The organism is uncultured Roseobacter sp. (assembly GCF_947491795.1).
GTDB lineage: Bacteria > Pseudomonadota > Alphaproteobacteria > Rhodobacterales > Rhodobacteraceae > Roseobacter.
Map to the genome: position 1 here is coordinate 1,147,979 of NZ_CANLKW010000001.1, position 21,175 is coordinate 1,169,153.

Genomic DNA, 21,175 nt, shown 5'->3' on the forward strand with positions numbered 1-21,175 from the left:
GAGCGCCAGGCGCGCCGCCGCTGAAATTGCGGATTTTACCACCTGTTAGGATTTTTCGCCTTTAATAGCACCCTGGTTCCGATTGCCGGGGCCAGGGGTGAATGGTGTTTGGTAATGAGTAACGAGTCGGAGAACCGCGGCGCGGGCCGAAAGGGTGGCGCACGCGATCAGTTTAAATCCGGGAGCAATTCCGAAGAGGGTAAGTTCCGCGACACGCGTGCGACCGGTGGCGCAGACGCGCAGGTCGGCGTGGGCCTCGCCGGTTTTCTCGGCACGCTCCCGACACTTGCCGGCGGTACGGACGCAACCAAAGAACAGTCTGAAACCGGCAATGCCTTTGGCACGACGGCACCTGACGCAGCCCCTGCCCCGGGCGGCGAGGCAGAGCGCTCTTTTTCGCCTGCCCCCCAGAACGCCGGCACGCCGAACACCCAGGACACAGACGACACCGAACCCGGCGCGTCTGCCGGGTTTGAGCCCTTAAGCGTTTCCAGCCCCGAAAGCCCCGTGCCTTTGCAGCAGGCCCCTTCTGAAGCGACGCGGGAAGACAATAGCGGGACACAGCCGCCCCCTGCCCCTCAGGGCGCAGCACCAGATGCCGGTGTCCCCAGGGCGGAACAGGCACCGACGGACAGAACCGTTGAGACGGCGACCACCCAGCCTTCAGGTGTTACGGACGAAGAACCGGCTGATGAAACGGAACCTTCAGCACCAGACGGCGGCGATCCTGGCGACAACATTTTTGTACTGGAGGATGGCTTCGACGAGGATCCCATTCTGGGCGGCGAACGGCCCGGTGATCTGGACATCATAGATACATCCGCTCTGTCCGGCCCTGTCACCGTGACCTACACAGGTGATGAGGCGGGAACGATTACAGACGGCACCCGTACGGTCGCTTTCTCTGAGATTGAAAAGCTCATCCTGACGGATTTCGACGATGTTGTATTCGGCGCTCTCGACGGCGCAGGCATCCAGATTGATGCAGGTGCAGGAAATGACACTGTTGAGGGCGGCACGGCAAGCGACACCATTCTGGGCGAAGCCGGTGACGACAGCATCTCGGGCGACAGCGGCGACGACATTCTCTGGGGCGGGATTGGCCGCGATTCTATAGACGGCGGGACTGGTGCCGATACGATCGCCGGTGGCAGTGGCCTGGACAGTATCCGGGGTGGCGAAGGCGCAGATTTAATCGACGGCGGCGACGACGCTGACCGGATTTACATCGAAGACAGCTTTGGCAATGACACCATCGACGGTGGTGATGGCTATGACTGGCTATCGTTCGAAGATATGACTTCGGGTGTATCCCTTACTATGACGGGTAGTGACGGCGGCACGCTGACCGACGGTGCGGATACCATCAGTTTTTCCGACATAGAATACATCCAGTTCACCAATCACGACGACTTCGTCGATGCAACGGGTTTCACCGATGAACCATATTTCCATATGGGGGGCGGCACAGACACATTTCTTGGTGGAGCGGCGGGCGACGAGGTCTGGTTTTACAATTCCACCGTCGGCGGGTCTTACTTCGACGGCGGCGGCGGGGACGATTATGTCGACGGAAGCCAGGTTGGCGGCGACACTCTGCTGGGCGGTTCGGGCAACGACCAGATATTCAGCTATGGGACAACCGCGAATTACATCGACGGCGGCGATGGCGATGATCGCGTCTTTGGTGGCTTTGGTGCCGACACCGTTATCGGCGGCGCGGGAAATGACGAGTTGGAAGGCACCGGCGGCGACGACCGGATCATCGGTGGTGCTGGAAACGATACCATCGACGGCGACAATCAGTTCAACATCGAACCCGGCTCTGATGATACCGTGGTCTATGACGGCGATCTGAGCGATTTCACCATCAGCTACGACAGCGGCACCGAAACCTTTACCATCACGGACAATAACGCGGGGGACGGGCTTGACGAAGGCACCGACGAAGTGATCCGCGTTGAGACCTTTGAGTTTAACGGCGTTACCTACTCCGCGGACCAGATCCAGGCCTACGCCGACGGCTCGGCGCCCACAGGCATCAGCTTTGCGTCGGGCGGCAGCGTCAACGAAACGGTTGTCGACGGTGGTTCAATCGGGTCCGCCTATGACCCGTCAGGCGACACCGTAGGAACACTGCAAACGGCAGATCCCAGCGGTTCGGGCGACACCCACAGTTATGCACTGATTTCCGATCCGTCAGGCAAATTCGAGCTCGTCGGGGACGAGATCCGCGTGCGCTCCGGGCAGAGCATCGATTACGAAACCGACCCCAGCTTTGACATCACGGTGCGTGTCACAGACATCAGCGGCAACACCTATGACGAAGTCATCACGATCAACGTAACGGACTACGAAGGAAGCTACACCGCCGGCAACGGTGGTGAGACCATGGAAGGTACCTCTGAGGAAGACAACATCACCGGCGGCAGCGGGAATGATGTCTTTTTCAGCAGCGAGGGCGCGGACACGCTTTCGGGGGGCGACGGCAACGACAACTTCCTGATCTACGAAGATGATGGCCCTGTGACCATTGATGGCGGTTCGGGCACCGACGATCTCGAACTGAACGGTTCAACCAGCGGATATACAGCGACCTTTACCGGCGACGACAGCGGCACCTTTGCCTCCGATACGGGCGCGGTCAGCGGTACTTTCACGGACATAGAGGAAGTCTGGGGATCATCCTTTGACGACACCATCAACGCTTCGGCTGATACGAACGGCGCAGTTGTTTATGGCGTGGACGGTAACGATGACATCACCGGCGGCAGCGGTGGTGACCGGCTTTTCGGTGACAGGGGAGATGACACCCTGTCCGGTGGTGCAGGCGATGACAGTCTTGTCGGCGGCAACGACGCAGACACTTTCCTGATTGAAGACGGCTTTGGCAACGATACGATTGTCGGCGGGAACGGCGGCACAGATGACGATGTGATCGACCTCTCCGGGGTTACCGGCCCGGTTACCGTCACGTACACCGGCGACAAAGAGGGGACGATCACCGACGGCACCGATACGATCACCTTTTCGCAGATCGAACGGCTGATCCTGACGGATCAGGCGGATGTGGTCGATGCGACCGCAGACAGCGCGGGCGTGGACATCCAGACCGGTGCCGGCGACGATACGGCCCAGGGCGGCAGCGGCAACGACACGCTGACAGGTGCCGATGGCAACGACAGTTTCAACGGCGGTGACGGAGACGACGTTCTGCTCGGTGGTGACGGTGCGGATGTACTCGACGGCTGGAGCGGCAGAGACAGCGTCGAGGGTGGCGCAGGCGATGATACTGTCGCAGGCGGTGGCGGTGATGATACTGTATCCGGCGGCGACGGCGACGACCTGATCGAGGAATGGGCAGGCGATGACCTGATTTCCGGCGGCGATGGCGCAGACACCATCCAATACAACAATGCAGCCCTTGGCAATGACACGATCACCGGCGGCGAAGGCGGCACCGATACCGACGTCATCGACTTGTCCGAAACGGATAACGCAGTGACCGTCACCTATACCGGCGACGAGGCCGGTACCATCACCGATGGCACCGATACGGTCACCTTCTCGGAGATCGAACAGCAGACCCTGACGGACCAGGCCGACGTTGTGGACGCGACGGCTGACAGTGTCGGTGTCAGTGTTGATGCCGGTGCGGGCGATGACACCGCAACAGGTGGCAGTGGTGATGATACGATCGATGCAGGCTCCGGTGACAACAGCGTTTCGGGCGGGGACGGTGCTGACAGTCTGACGGCGGGTTCTGGCAGTGATACCCTGCACGGCGGGAGCGGCAATGACACACTGCAGGCCGGTGACGGTGCAGACAGCCTGACAGGTGGGTCGGGCGCCGACAGCCTTGTTGGTGACAGCGGTGCCGATACGCTGCAAGGTGGCGAGGGGGATGACACGCTTGATGGTGGCACAGGCGACGACAGCATCGACGGCGGCGCGGGCGCAGATACCATCGACGGCGGTTCGGGCAACGACTCCCTCCTCGGAGGCGACGGAGACGACCGTATCACCGACTTTAACGGCGATGACACGATCGACGGCGGGGACGGCGACGACTACATCTCAGATACATTTGGCTCTGACAGCATCTCCGGTGGCAGTGGCAACGACACGATTTTCTCCAGCGCGGGCAACGACACAGTTGATGGCGGCGACGGCGACGACAGCATTCACGGTGGCAACAACGATGATCTCCTGAGCGGCGGCGCGGGCAACGATTCCATCGACGGCGGCAACGACAACGACACGCTTGAGGGCGGTGCCGGAAATGACACCCTCATGGGCAGCAGCGGGGATGATGAACTGTCGGGCGGTGCGGGCGACGACAGTCTGCTCGGCGGCAGCGGTGCAGACACCTTCATCGCCGAAGATGGTTTCGGCAATGACACGATCATCGGTGGCGAGACCGGAAGCGACGACGATGTCATTGATCTTACAGGCCTCTCCGGGCCGGTAACGGTGACCTACACCGGCGACGAGGCCGGCACGATCACCGATGGCACCGATACGATCACCTTCTCTGAAATCGAGCATCTTGTCCTGACCGATCAGGCCGACGTTGTTGATGCGACCGCCGACAGTGCCGGGATCGACGTGGACGCAGGCGATGGCAACGATACTGTGATCGGCGGCAGCGGTAATGATGCAGTCTTTGGCAACGCCGGTGATGACGTTTTGTATGGCAATGCGGGCAACGACACACTGACCGGCTGGGAAGGTGATGACAACCTGAGCGGGGGCAGCGGGGAGGACTCGCTGCAGGGTGATGATGGCAACGACACCCTGTCCGGTGGCGATGACAACGATGTTCTTTTCGGCGACGCGGGCAACGACAGTGTCGCAGGCGACGCGGGCGATGATACGCTGGAGGGTGGCGACGGTGCGGATACTCTGGACGGCGGCGATGGCGCGGACGAACTTTATGGCGAAACCGGCGCGGACAGCATCTCAGGCGGTGCAGGCAATGACCTCGCAGAAGGCGGTGACGGCGATGATTACATTGATGGCGGCAGCGGCCTCGACACGCTGAGCGGCGGCACCGGCAATGATACGCTCTCCGGCGGAAGCGGCGACGACCAGCTGAGCGGCTGGGACGGTGATGACAGTCTTTTGGGTGGTGACGGCAACGATACTCTCCTCGGCGAAGACGGCAACGACACACTGGAAGGCGGCACGGGCAACGACGAGCTGCTCGATGATGATGGCAATGACAGCATGTCGGGCGGTGTTGGAAATGACACACTGGATGGTGGTGCCGGTTCAGATACGCTGCAGGGCGGCGATGACGATGATGAGCTCTATGGCGGCGATGGTGCAGACACGCTTTCGGGCGATGACGGCAATGATCTGGTCGACGGTGGCTCTGGCAATGACACCATCCAGGGCGGACGCGGCGCAGATACCATCTATGGCGGTGATGGTGATGATGAAATCGAAGGGCAAAACGGCGGCAGTGGCAGTGACGGCGGCGACCTGATCGACGGGGGAGCCGGATCCGACACAATTTCGGGCGACGTCGGAGAGGACACAATTTACGGCGGCTCTGGCAATGATGCAATTGAAGGGTCGGAAGACGCGGATTCAATTTCCGGTGGCGACGGGGATGATTATCTCGCAGGCTTTGATGTAAGCGGCCTGGGTACCAATGCCGCTGCAGGAAATGCAAGTGCAGTAGATACGGGCGATGACGGCGCCAGCGACACCATCGACGGCGGTGCCGGTGACGACACGATCATGGGCGGCGGCGGTGCCGACAGCCTGTCGGGTGGCGACGACGCGGACGTATTCGGCATAACGGACGGCTTCGGCAACGACACGATTACCGGCGGCGAAGGCGGGACCGACGACGACGTGATCGACCTTTCCGCGCTGACAGGCCCGGTCACCGTGACCTACACCGGTGACGAGGCCGGGACGATCACCGATGGTACCGACACGATCACCTTCTCAGAGGTCGAACGGCTTATCCTGACCGATCAGGCAGACAGCGTTGATGCAACGGCTGACAGCGCAGGGGTAAGTATTGACGCAGGCGCTGGCGATGATCGTATCGTTGACGGTCAGGGAGACGACACGTTTAACGGTGGCGACGGCTATGATCGGGCGACGCTCCAGGGCGGTTACGGCGACGACGTCCTGGTGGATGTAGACGTTGTGTATGTTGCAGGGGATGCCGGCAACGACAGCCTCTCGATGACGACTGGCAGGGGGTATGTCGGCCTCGATGAAAACTGGGACCTGAGCTTTGTCGATGGGGAACGTGCGGTTTCCAGCGACGGCACGTACACTCTGACGCTCGACCGCTTCTACCAGTTTGATGGTTACGGCTCGAACAATGTGCTTGATGCGTCCAATGCGGGTGAGTTCATCCAGTACAATACATGGGGTGGCCAGAACACTGTCACAGGATCCGATTTTGACGATTTTCTTTACAACCTCGGGACATCCGGCACGGTCGACTTCCGGGGCGGTCTCGGCAACGACTGGATCGAAGGCGGATACGGCGATGACACCCTTTCCGGCGGCGATGGCAACGACACGATAATTTCCAGCCGCGGCGACGATCAGATCGATGGTGGTGACGGAAACGATTCCATCGACGGCTGGTGGGGCAGCGAAACCATCCGGGGCGGTGCCGGCGATGACATACTGAACGGTGCGCATGATGCCGATACCTTTGTTATAGAGGACGGTTTCGGCAACGACACGATTACAGGCGGCGAGCTGACATCGACGGGCACCGACGACGACGTGATCGACCTGTCCGCGCTGACCGGTCCGGTTACCGTCACATATACCGGCGATGAGGCTGGTACGATCACCGATGGCACCGACACAATCACCTTCTCCGAAATTGAGCGCCTGATCCTGACTGATCAGGCCGACAGTGTCGATGGGACGGCCAACAGCCGCGGGACCGAATTCTCCCTTGGCGGAGGGGATGACACGATCCTCGGGGGAACGGGACAGGACACGATCTTTGGTGGCAGCGGCAATGACAGTATTGTTGCAGGCGATGGTCTGAACGATCTCTTCGGCGGCACCGGGAACGATACGATCCTGGGCGGTGTGAACTCTGACTACATCGAAGGTGGCGATGGCGACGACAGCATCGATGGTGGCAATGCAAGCGACACCATTGATGGCGGCGCGGGCAATGACAGCATCGATGGAGGTGCAGGTACCGACCAGTTAGCGGGCGGGAGCGGCGATGACACTCTCGATGGCGGGGGTGGCGATGACACCCTTGACGGCGGCGCCGGCAATGACAGCCTCGACGGCAGCGCCGGGGCCGACCAGATCGATGGCGGGGATGGTGATGATATCATCAGCGGGGGCAGCCGAGACGACACGCTGATTGGTGGCGCCGGCAACGACACCATCAGCGGTAACAACGACAATGACAGCCTTCTCGGCGGTGACGGCAACGACGAGCTGACCGGCAACAGCGGCGATGATACGCTGCAGGGCGGCTCGGGCGACGACCTGCTGATCGGTGAAGATGGCGCTGACAGCCTGTCAGGCGGATCCGGCAGCGACACTCTGCGGGGTGGAATTGGCGACGACATCATCATCGGTGGCGACGATGCCGACAGTATCGAGATCGAAGATGGCTTTGGCAACGATACGATCACCGGCGGCGAAGGCGGCACGGACGACGACGTGATCGACCTTTCCGCGCTGACGGGCCCGGTCACCGTCACCTATACCGGCGACGAGGCCGGCACGATTACCGATGGCACGGACACGATCACCTTCTCAGAGGTCGAGCGGCTGATCCTGACAGACCAGGCCGATGTGGTGGATGCCACGGCCGACAGCGTGGGCGTCGATATCGCTGCGGGTGACGGCGATGACACGATTGACGGCGGCAGCGGCAACGACACGATCCTTGGCGGGGTTGGCGGCGATATCATTGATGGTGGCACCGGGGACGATTCTATCGACGGCGGCGATGGCACGGACCAGATTACCGTGGGTGAAGATGGCGGCACGGACACGCTGGACGGCGGGGCGGGCTCCGCCGACCGCGTGATTTTCGAAGATGACGCCACCGGCAATGGTGTGACGGTCACACTCACCGGTGTCAACTCAGGCACGGGAACCTACAGTTTTGACGGCACCGCTTCCTCGGGCACGATCACCGGGTTCGAAGATGTCGAAGGCACATCGAATGACGATCTTCTGGATGCCTCGGCAAGCAGCGGGAACACCCGACTTTTCGGCGGCGACGGTGATGACACCTTGCTTGGCGGCGACGGTTGGGAAGCGCTCCGCGGTGGTGCCGGCAACGACTCGCTGTCCGGCGGCGCGGGGAGCGACGATCTGCGCGGCGGCACCGGTGACGATACGCTGCGCGGCGGTACCGGCGATGACAATATTTTCGGTGAAAGCGATGCGGACACCTTCATCGTAGAAGACGGCTTTGGCGTCGACACTATCACCGGCGGCGAAGATGGCACGGACGACGACGTGATCGACCTGTCAGCTCTGACCGGGCCCGTTAGTGTGACCTACACCGGCGACGAAGCGGGCACGATTACCGACGGTGCAGACACCATCACCTTCTCAGAAGTCGAGCGCCTGATCCTGACCGACCAGGCAGACGTGGTCAACGCGGGCACAGGTGCGGCACCGATGAACGTCGATGCAGGCGCGGGCGATGACACTCTGGCCGCCGGCAGCGGGAATGATACGCTGAGCGGCGGCTCCGGAGACGATACCTTTGTGATCGATGCAGGTGATGTCGAAGGGCCCGGCACCATCACGATCAACGGTGGCAGCGAAACCGGAGCAGATACCCTTGATGGAAACGGGCTGACAAGTATCAACTGGGTTTCCGGCCCGACAGATGACGGCAGTGGCAGTTTCAGCGGCTCTTTCACCTTTGAGAACACCGCGGGTGACACAATCACCGTCAATTTCACTGAAGTCGAAACCTTGGGCGCTGGTATTCCCATACCCGACGGCGTTATCGATGGGACAGCTTCTGCGGATACCATCTCATTGGGATACACTGATACCGATGGCGATGAACTGACAGCAGGGGACAACACCGTCGTTGCTGGTGACGGTGACGACCAGATCACGACCTATGCCGGGAATGACAGCATCGATGGCGGCAGCGGTTGGGATACAATCGACGCGGGCGGAGGTCAGAACACGGTTTCGTCTGGTGCCGGTAACGATTCCATTGCCGCCGGGGACGGTGGAAACGTAATAGATGCAGGCGCTGACGACAATTTTGTCTCCTCGGGCGCAGGTGATGATTCAATTACGGCAGATGGCGGATGGGACACAATCCACGCTGGCAATGGCCAGAACACCATATCCTCCGGCGCAGGCAATGACTCAATCTCCTCCGGCATCGGCAACGACAGCATCGATGCCGGCGAAGGCAGCAACACCGTGTCTTCCGGAGACGGAAACGATACAGTTCTTTCTGGAAGCGGCTGGGACCAGATCAACGCAGGCAACGGCGACAACACTGTGTCCTCCGGCGATGGCAACGACCAGATCATCACAGGTACAGGCGCGGATACGATTGACGCTGGCAATGGCGACAACACTGTCAGTGCGGGCGATGGCAGCGACAGTGTCGTCACAGGCAGCGGCTGGGATAACATCAATGCAGGCAACGGCGACAACACGGTGTCTTCGGGCGATGGCAATGATCAGATAACTACCGGAGATGGCCAGGATACCATCCACGCAGGCAACGGCGACAATACTATCAGCGCGGGCCAGGGCGACGACTCCATCATTGCCGGCACCGGCTGGGACAGCATCACTGCCGGAGCTGGTGACGATACTCTGCGCGGCGGTACAGGCAATGACCGTCTGGACGGCGGCGACGATGCGGACACGTTCCTGGTCGAGGACGGGTTTGACGACGACACCATTATAGGTGGTGAAGGTGGAACCGATGATGACGTCATCGACCTGACGGCCGTTACCGGTCCGGTCACTGTCACCTACACTGGCGATGAAGCCGGCACGATTACAGATGGCACCGACACGATCACTTTCTCAGAAGTCGAGCGGCTGATCCTGACAGACCAGGCGGATGTCGTGGATGCGACAGCCGACAGCGTGGGAACGAATGTCATGGCCGGCGCGGGCGACGATTCAATCGCTGGCGGATCCGGCAATGACACATTCGAAGGCGGCGCTGGTAACGATACAATCGAAGGCGGCGACGGCAACGATGTCATCGACGACGAAGCCGGGGCCGGCGCGGGCCAGGGAAATGACGTGTTTGACGGTGGCGCCGGGGACGACAGTATCTACGCCGGGGACGGTGACGATACGGTAACCGGAGGCACAGGTTCCGACTATCTCACAGGCGAAAACGGAAACGACAGTGTGTCGGGCGGTGATGGCCAGGACACCCTTTACGGCGACGATGGAAACGACACCCTGTCGGGCGACGGCGGGAATGACACGGTGTGGTCCGGGGCTGGAAATGACAGTGCGAACGGTGGTGATGGCGACGACCTGATCGGCGGCGACGAAGGTGACGACACGCTCGCCGGCGGCGCCGGTAACGACACGATTTACGGCGGCGACGGCAGCGATACTTTCATCGCAGAGGACGGTTTTGGAAATGACACGATTGAAGGCGGCGAGGGTGGCACCGACGACGACGTGATCGACCTGTCCGGCCTGAGTGGCCCCGTTACCGTCTCCTATACCGCTGACGAGGCGGGCACGATCACCGACGGCACAGATACGATCGAATTCTCAGAGACTGAAGGATTGATCCTTTCTGATCACTCGGATGTTGTGGACGGCAGCGCCACCACGAACGGTATCGACGTGGCGGGCGGAGGAGGCTCCGATACGATAACGGGCGGCTCCGGTGATGACACGATCCTTGGCGATGGTGCCTCGGGAAGCGCAGAGCCGGTTATTCTGATGAACTTCGAGGATGGTGCCTCCGGAACAGCGGCGGACACCAGCGGTAACAACCGTGATGGCATCTATCAGGGCAACGCTGCAGCGGGCGGTTCCGGCTGGGATGGTGGCGGCACAGCCGTGCAACTGGACGGCAATGGCGACTATGTAGAGATACCTGATTCCACAGGCTTTGACCTGACAGAGGGTACGATTTCCATACGAATGAACGCCAATGATCTCGGTGCGTCCGGCGACGACGCACTGTTTTCGCGCGACAGTACCGGCTTTGATGCTGGCGGACACATTCTCGCACATGCTTCGGGCGACGGCTCCATTTCGGTGCGCATTCAGAGTGACAGCGAAAGCTACTGGATCAGTTCAGGACCCGGCGTCGTTGGCGACGGGGTATGGCACCATATTGCGCTGTCTTTCGGCGCCGACGGCGTACGTCTCTATGTTGATGGCGCCGAAGTTGCAAGTGACAGTTATACAGGCGGCATCAGCGGCGCGGCCAATCCGTGGACACTTGGTGCGGATCAACAGACATCCGACGACGGTGTTGCAAATGATCTGCGCGACTTCTTTGATGGTCAGCTGGACGAGTTTGCTGTTTTCGACTCTCAGCTCAGCGCTGCAGAGATCGCTGTTCTTGCTCCGCTCGGCGTCGAGGGACTTGCAGACGCAGACAGCCTCGACGGTGGCGCTGGCAATGACATCATTTCAGGCGGCGCCGGCAACGACACTCTGTCTGGCGAAACCGGAGACGATGCGTTGTCCGGTGGCGCGGACGCGGACACGTTCGTTTTTGAAGACGGCTTTGGAAACGATACCATTACCGGTGGCGAAGACGGCACCGACGACGATGTGATCGATCTCTCTGCCCTTACCGGTCCGGTCACTGTCACGTACACGGGCGACGAAGCGGGCACGATCACCGATGGTACCGATACGATCACCTTCTCGGAAGTCGAGCAACTGATCCTGACCGATCAGGCGGACAGCGTCGATGCAAGGGCCGACAGCGTGGGCGTAAGCATTGACGCCGGCGCCGGCAATGATCGCATCTTTGACGGTCAGGGAGATGACACAATCATCGGTGGCGATGGCGCTGACGACTTTTTCAATGGCGCCGGGGATGACAGCATCGTCGGAGGAAGCGGCAGCGATGACTACTACGATGGTGCCGGTAGCGATACCTTCATTGGCGGCGACGGTGCTGACTGGGTTTTCCTCTATGACGGAACCGATGGTTTTGACGGTGACAGCTATGATGGCGGCACCGATGGGTCCAACGATTTCCTGCTTGTAAACAACGTTGCCACAACTGTGGATGTCATCTTTACGTCCGGCACCGGGGGCACAATCAGTGACGGCGTAGTGACCGCCACGTTTGATAATTTTGAAGGCTTCCAATTCAATGACGCTTCGGACTCTGCGGTTGGAACTTTTGATGCGCGTTTGTCATCTTATGGTGTGACGGTCGAAGACTATGGGAACACGACTGTCTACGGGTCCGAATTTGACGATGACGTTCGCCACTATGACGCAAATGGCGTCGGCAGTTACTGGGACCTGGGCTCGGGCGACGATATCGCCAGAGGCGGCGCAGATGATGAAACCATTCTTGGCGGCGCGGGCAGTGATACTATTCTTGGCCACGGCGGTTCTGACGAAATCCATGGTGGTACAGGCGCTGACAGCCTCGATGGCGGCGACGACGCCGACACCTTTGTCGTTGAGGACGGGTTTGGTGCCGATACCATCATCGGTGGCGAAGGTGGCACGGACGACGACGTGATCGACCTTTCCGCGCTTACGGGCCCGGTCACCGTCACCTACACCGGCGACGAGGCAGGCTCGATCACCGATGGCACAGATACGATTACCTTCTCAGAAGTCGAGCGGCTGATCCTGACCGATCAGGCAGATGTGGTGGATGGGACGGCCGACAGTGCCGGGATCACAATCGACGGGCGGGACGGCGATGACACGATCATCGGCGGGTCCGGGGACGACTCAATCGACGGGGGCGACGGCAACGACAGCCTCGACGCGACGGGTGGAAATGATACGCTCAACGGCGGGCTGGGCGATGATTACTTCGACGTGGATGCAACCGACGGAACCGCCGCGATTATCGGAGGTGACGGCACCGACACGCTGGATGCCGACAGCGGTACCGTCACGGTGACATTCACCGGTGACAATGCTGGCACGATGGACTTTGGCAGTGATCCGGCAAGGGCCACATTCACCGGGATAGACGTCCTGCGTGGTTCCGGGTGGAGTGAGCTTTATGACGCGCGTCTTGATACCGACGGCGTGGACATAGATGCCCTTGGGGGCGACGATACGGTCTATGGCGGCAGTGGCAATGACACGCTGGCCGGCGAATTTGGCGATCATGTGATGTACGGCGGCGCGGGCGACGATGTGCTTTCCGGCGGCGGCGACGCTGATACATTCATTGTCGAAGACGGCTTTGGGAACGATACCATTACCGGTGGCGAAGACGGCACCGATACCGACGTCATCGATCTCTCTGCCCTGACCGGCCCGGTCACCGTCACGTACACAGGCGACGAAGCGGGCACGATCACCGATGGTACCGATACGATCACATTCTCCGAAGTCGAACGGCTGATCCTGACAGACCAGGCGGATTCCGTAGATGCAACGGCAGACAGCGCAGGCGCCCACATTCAAGGCGGCGGTGGCAACGACTTCATCGAAGGCGGGGACGGCAAGGACACCCTTGATGGCGGCGATGGTAACGATACGATCCTGGCTGGTTTTGACGATGGCACGGGCGATGTGTTCATCGGAGGAGACGGTTTGGACACCTTCTCGATCGAAGGGTCGAACGTCAGCTTTGCCAGTTTCGATATAGATCTTGCGGCTGGAACGGATCAGTATGGAAACACCTATTCCGGGTTCGAGACGGTCATCGGCGGAAGCGGCGCTGATACTCTCACGGGCGACGGCCAGGCAAACTACCTCTATGGCGGTGCCGGCGGCGCGGATCTGCTCGAAGGTGGTGGTGGGAACGACACGCTTATTTATCGCGACAATGATACTGTCTATGGCGGTGCGGACGACGACAGTATCACGTACTTTGACGGATCCGAGGATAACGTCCTGATTTACGGCGAGGGCGGCAATGACCTGATCGAAGGCGGAAACCAGCGTCAGGAAATCTACGGCGGTGAGGGCAACGACACGATCACCGGCGGCAACGAGCTCGACACCACCGACAGCGACACACTGGACGGCGGCGCGGGGGACGACAGCATCGTCTCTGGCGCGACAACCACACCGCAGAATGCGACCTGGCAGGCCAACGGCGACAGCATGATCGGCGGCGCGGGCTTTGACACCCTTATTGGCGGGGTGGGCGACGATACGCTCGCAGGCGGTGCGGATGCTGATTCAATGGAAGGCGGCGCGGGCGCGGACACGTTCATAATTGAGGATGGTTTTGGCGCAGATACGATTATCGGGGGAGAAGACACGACATCTCCCGGCGGGAACGACGACGTCATCGATCTCTCCGCCCTTACCGGCCCGGTCACCGTTACCTATACCGGCGACGAGGCGGGCACGATCACAGACGGTACCGACACAATCACCTTCTCGGAGGTCGAGCGGCTGATCCTGACCGATCACGCGGACAGCGTCGATGGCAGCGCGAGCGCAGCACCCATGGTTCTGGAAGCGGGTGCGGGGAACGACACGATTATCAGCGGTACGGGCGACGACACGATCCTCGGTGGCGATGGCGACGACTTTGTCGATCTTGAGGGTGGCGACAATTCCGTGGATGCAGGCACGGGCAACGATACGATCGACCTTGGAGGTGGTTCGGATACGGTCGAGGGCGGCGACGGCAATGACAGCATCGAATTCGATACGAACGACGGCGCAGGTAACGTCATCTCCGGTGGTGACGGGGTCGACACACTGGACATGGTCGGCCGTGGTGCCGATGGCGCTACCGTCACTTTCACAGGTGACGACGCGGGAATAGTCTCGACCGACGGTATATCATCCGGTACTTTTGATGGCTTCGAACGCGTGGAAGGAACCAGTAACGCCGACCTCATAGATGCACGGCTCGATACCGACGGCCAGGAAATCTATTCCGACGGCGGCAATGACACGATCCTGGGTGGCTCAGGCAACGATACGATTGATGCAGGCAGCGGGCACGATTCAATTGATGGCGGTGGCGGGGATGACCGCATCGAGGCGGAAAGCGGTGGCGACACGATTGATGGCGGCGAAGGGTCGGACAATATCCATATCGACGATGTCTCGGATGGCGTCGACAACGTCATTCAGGATACCGGCACCACGGGCACGGACACGCTGCATCTCGACGATGGCAGTGGAAGCTACGAGGTTCAGTCGAACTTCTCCTACGCAAACAGCGGCATCGAGGTCATCGACGGATCCGCGCAAAGCGGCGACACGCTCACATCGAATGCAGCGGCGGTCAATTTCGACTTCACGGGCATAACGCTTACCGGCGTCGATGAAATAGGTGGTACGTCAGGCAATGACACCATTGTCGGTTCCGCGGGCGCGGACAGCATCACGGGCGCAGAGGGCAACGACGCCATTTCTGGTGGCGCTGGCAACGACTCGCTGTTCGGGGAAGACGGCAATGACACGCTGACAGGCGGCACCGGCAACGACAACATCGTTGGCGGTGATGACGCGGACACATTCATTGTCGAAGACGGTTTTGGGAACGACACTCTTGTTGGTGGCGAGGGCGGAACCGACGACGACGTGATCGATCTCTCGGCGCTGACGGGCCCGGTCACCGTCACCTATACCGGCGACGAAGCGGGCACGATCACCGACGGTACCGATACGATCACCTTCTCAGAAGTCGAGCGGCTGATCCTGACCGACCAGGATGACAGTGTTGATGCCTCGGCAACACACAGCGGCCTTAACGGAGACGCGCCGGGTGTGATCATCGACGGCGGGAACGGCAATGATACGGTCGTGGGCGGCAGAGGTGCCGATACGATCGACGGCGGATCCGGCGATGACAGTATCGATGGCGGATACGGGGACGATTCACTCAGTGGCGGAGCCGGTAACGACACCATCGTTGCGACCGATAATGGAAATGACACCATCGGCGGAGGCTCTGGAAACGACAGCCTTGACGGAGGCACGCAGGCGGACACCATCTCCGGTGGGACCGGTGACGACACCGTTCTTGGCGGTACCGGCAGCGACAGCCTGGACGGCGGCGATGATGCGGACACTTTCGTGATGGCCGATGGATTCGGCAACGACACCATCATCGGCGGCGAAGGCGGCACCGACGCCGACGTGATCGATCTTTCCGGGCTGAGCGGCCCGGTCACCGTCACCTATACCGGCGACGAGGCCGGCACGATCACCGACGGCACCGACGCGATAACCTTCTCGCAAATCGAACGGCTGATCCTGACCGATCAGGACGATTCGGCCTTTCCACTCGCCGCAACAAGCGCACCGCAGTGGATTGATGCCCGGGGCGGCGATGACACGATTATCGCCGCTAACGGCGACGACACGATTTTTGGAGGTGATGGAAACGACACGATCTCTGGAAACATTGGCAATGACAGCATTGACGGTGGTGCCGGTGCTGACACCATCGACGGCGGAACGGGCGCAGACAACATTGATGGTGGCGACGGCAATGACATCGTGTACGGTGGCAGCGGCAACGATACAATCGATGGCGGCGCGGACAATGACACTCTGATTCTGACCGGCGACCGCAGCGATTACACCATAACCGACAGCGACGGCACACTGACGATCACGGACAACAGATCCGGGTCGCCCAGCGGCACTGATACCGCGACCAATATAGAAACCTTCCGCTTCGACGATGGCGACTATTCGATATCGGACCTTACCGGGGATGCTCCTTCCGGCATCGTCTTTGAAGCCGTCAGCGCCGAACCCGACAATTCGCTGAGCGGTGTATCGCATCGCTATGACCTTGAGGGCAACGCAACGGACAGTATCGCGGGCAACAACGGTACCGTGCATGGTGCCACCGAGGTCGCGGGTCGCGACGGCAACGCCCTGCAATTCGACGAAGTTGACGATTACGTACGCATCCCCGATGTTACGATGAACCCGGAATTCACTGTTACGATCCAGTTCAAGGTCGATGACAACTCGGGCTCGATGTTCCAGTATCTCTACAGCCACGGAAATCCGGATTTCGCCAACAGCCTGAACATTTTTATCAACGAGGCCAGCCACGGCTCCGACCCGAACATGCTTCGGACCGTTATTCGGGATACTGACGACACGCTGGACAATTTCGCGCTGCAATTCGACGTCAGCGGCATCATTGGTGACGGGCAATGGCACACCTATACACTGACGGTTCAGGACGGCGTTGGCTCGCGCGTCTATCTGGACGGGGTCCTGCAGAACAGCGACACACGGGGCGGAGACGCCTTCAATCCGTCGGGCGATGTGTTCCTCGGCGCGCGAGAGAACCTTGATCCCGACCGTTTCTTCGGCGGCAGCATTGACACGGTAGAAATCTACGACCGCGCTCTGTCAGATGCCGAAGTTACCGAACACCATGCCGGTGTGGACTATGTCGCGGCAGGCACCACCCTCGTACAGATCCAGAACGTGGTCGATGCCGACGACCTGAGCGGCCACACCTTTGCGCTGACCGACGACGCGGGCGGTCTGTTTCAGATCGACCCGGCAACCGGCGACGTCTCGCCGGTCAGCAATCTCGACGTAAGCACGCCTTTCAGTGACAGCATCACTATCGAAGTGACGGACCCTCAGGGCAACACCTACAGCGAAACGGTCGACATACAGATCGGCACCATGGATGCCGGCGAAAGCCTGAGCGCAGGCGCGACCCAGTCCGTTATCTACGGGCTCAGCGGGAACGACACGCTCACTGGTGGCAGTGGCGATGACATTCTGTACGGCGGGCGCGGCCACGACGAACTCGTCGGCGGGAGTGGTGCGGATACGCTGGTCGGTGGCCAGGGCGACGATCAGATGCAGGGTGGTGCGGACGCGGACACATTCGTTGTCCGGGACGGTTTCGGTGCAGATACCATCAGCGGCGGCGAAACCGGTACTGATGACGACGTAATCGATCTGTCTGCTCTCACCGGCCCGGTCACGGTGACCTATACCGGCGACGAGGCCGGGACGATCACCGATGGCACTGATACGATCACCTTCTCGGAAGTCGAGCGGCTGATCCTGACAGACCAGGCAGATGTATTTGACGCGACAGCCGACAGCGCGGGCGTTGGTCTGGATGCAGGCGGTGGAGCTGACACAATCACGGGTGGCTCTGGCGCAGACAGTATTGAAGCAGGTGCAGGCGATGATGAAGTTGACGGTGGCGACGGAAATGACACCGTGTTCGGCGGCGATGGCAACGACGTCATTGACGAATGGACCAGTGGCGCGACCGGAGACGATTACTTTGACGGCGGAGACGGCGACGACTATCTCGACGGTGGCCAGGGCAATGACAGCCTCGTCGGTGGGGCTGGCCAGGACACCATTTATGGGGACAGTGGAAATGACACTCTGGACGGCGGCGCTGGCAACGACACACTGTTTGGCAATGCCGGGGCCGACTCCATTCTTGGCGGCGACGGGGATGACCTCATCCAGGGTCAGCAGGGCGACGACACCATAGACGCCGGCGATGGCGCGGATCGTATTGAAGCGACGGACAACTCCGACAATGACGTTGTCACCGGCGGCGCTGGCGAGGATACGCTTGAACTCTTCGGTCCATCGGGTGTCGACGTCACGATGACCGGCGACGAAGCTGGCACTTACACCTACAGTGGCGGAGGCCTGGCCACGGGTACCTTCTCCGACATTGAAGCTTTCGAACTGACGGAAAGCGCTGACACGGTGGATGCAAGCGCTGACTCGACGGGTATGAACATCAGCGCCGCGGGCGGAGACGACAGGATCACCGGCGGGTCCGGCGATGATACGGTAGACGGTGGCACAGGATCAGACGACTACTACGCCAGCGCCGGGTCGGACACCTTTACCGGCGGTGACGGCGCGGACTGGGTTCATCTGCTGGATGGGACAGATAGTTTTGTCGGCGACAGCTATGATGGCGGCACAGACGGATCGCTGGACTGGCTTAACGTGCATGACATCGGATCAACTGCCAATGTCACCTTTACAAGTGCAACAGGTGGCACAATCACCAACGGATCCGGCACAGCGACCTTCACCAATTTTGACGGGTTCCAGTTCAATGATCACACCGACGACGCGGTTGCGGTCTTTGACGCGCGCCTCTCCGGAAGTGGTGTCACCGTCTATGACTACGGCAACACGACGGTCTACGGGTCGGATTTCGCAGATGATGTCTGGCAGTACTCCCCCAATGGCGTCGGCAGCTACTGGGATCTGGGCGGCGGCGATGACAGCGCCTATGCCTGGATGGACAACGAAACCATTCTTGGCGGCGCAGGTGATGATTACATCGACGGCAGCGGTGGCGATGATCTGATTTACGGTGGCATCGGCAATGACACCCTGGTCGGCAGCGGCGACGCCGACACTATTGTTCTCGAGGACGGCTTTGGCAACGACGTGATCATCGGCGGCGAGTGGGTCGATGCAGGAACAGATGACGACGTGATCGACCTGTCCGCCCTTACCGGCCCTGTCACCGTTACCTATACCGGCGACGAGGCCGGCACGATCACAGATGGCACGGATACGATCACCTTCTCGGAAGTCGAGCGGCTGATCCTGACGGACCACGATGATGTGGTGAACGGGGCCGCCGACAGCGTTGGTCTCGACATCGAAGCCGGCGATGGTAACGACAGTATCACCGGCGGAAGTGGCGATGACTGGATCAATGCCGGTCTGGGTAACGATACCGTTGTCGCGGGCGACGGTAACGACAGTGTCGACGGCAAAGACGGCAACGATTCTATCTCCGGCGGCCTTGGAAACGACTCTCTGCGGGGCAATTCAGGCGACGATTACCTGGACGGCGGCGACGGTAACGATACGCTCGAAGGACGTCAGGACAACGACACAATCACCGGTGGTGCGGGCGATGACTGGATCGAGGGCGATGACGGAGATGACAGTCTGGAGGGTGGCGACGGCGCTGATACCTTCAGCATGGAGGATGCCTTTGGCAATGACACCGTTGTCGGAGGTGAAGGTGGCACAGACAGTGACGAGATCGACTTGTCGCGCCTGTCCGGCCCTGTCACCGTGGACTACTCAGGCAGTGAAAGTGGCACCGTTACCGATGGGACCGACACGATCACTTTCTCCGGGATTGAACGGTTCACCCTCACGGACCAGGCGGATTTGTTTGATGCTAAGCTTACATCGGGCAGCGCTTACGTCGACGGGCGCGGTGGTGACGACACAATTGAAGGCAGCGACGTCGACGATACGCTGATCGGCGGCGACGGCAATGACAACGTCGATGGCAATCAGGGAGACGACTATCTCTTTGGCGGTGCCGGGGACGATACAATCGAAGCGCAAAGCGGCGCCGATACAGTGGATGGTGGCGAAGGATCGGATTTCATTGATCTGGGCGATTTCAGCGGATCAGGCGGGTCCAATGTAATAACCGACACCGGCGTCACCGGCACTGATACGCTTTATTTCGGCACCGGTTCGGGTACCTATGACGTGCAGGGCGATTTCTCGGCTGCTACAAGCGGGATCGAGATCATCGATGGTTCGGGAGCGACCGGCGATACGTTGCAGACAGACGACGCATTCGCCGATTTTGACTTTACCGACATTACGATGATCGGCGTGGACCAGATTAACGGGACAGGCAACGACGACACGATCATCGGTTCTGCGCAGGACGACAGAATCTTTGGCGGCGGCGGCAACGACTCGCTTGCAGGCGGGGACGGTGACGATGTCTTTATGATCGCGGCACTGCAGGGTGATGATACGGTCGAGGGCGGTGCAGGTGCATGGACCGACGAGATCGCTTTGTCCGGTATGGGCGCCGGCGCGGCGGTTCAGTCGGGCGACACCGTTGACGGTGACGGATGGACACTGGTTCTTGACGGCGGACACTCAGTCACATCACTCAACAGCGGCATTCTGGAACTTTCCAGTGATGCCTCGGGCGTGGTCACTTTCGACGATGGCGGCACGATCAACTTTGCCGATATTGAGCGGGTTACATGGTGAACTTGCTGAATTATCTCAATATTAA

Annotated in this window: 1 protein-coding gene; it reads left to right on the plus strand. The window is 60.4% G+C overall.

Features of this window, described 5'->3' with window-relative positions:
- Nucleotides 1-114 precede the first annotated feature (114 nt).
- A complete protein-coding gene (locus Q1A34_RS05650) occupies nt 115-21,150 on the plus strand; it encodes a hypothetical protein (RefSeq protein WP_300031868.1) in 21,036 nt (7,011 codons plus the stop codon).
- Nucleotides 21,151-21,175 lie beyond the last annotated feature (25 nt).

Excerpts from the sequence above, each read along its gene's own strand:
- Q1A34_RS05650 (WP_300031868.1), top strand. The coding sequence starts at position 115 with ATGAGTAACGAGTCGGAGAACCGCGGCGCGGGCCGAAAGGGTGGCGCA.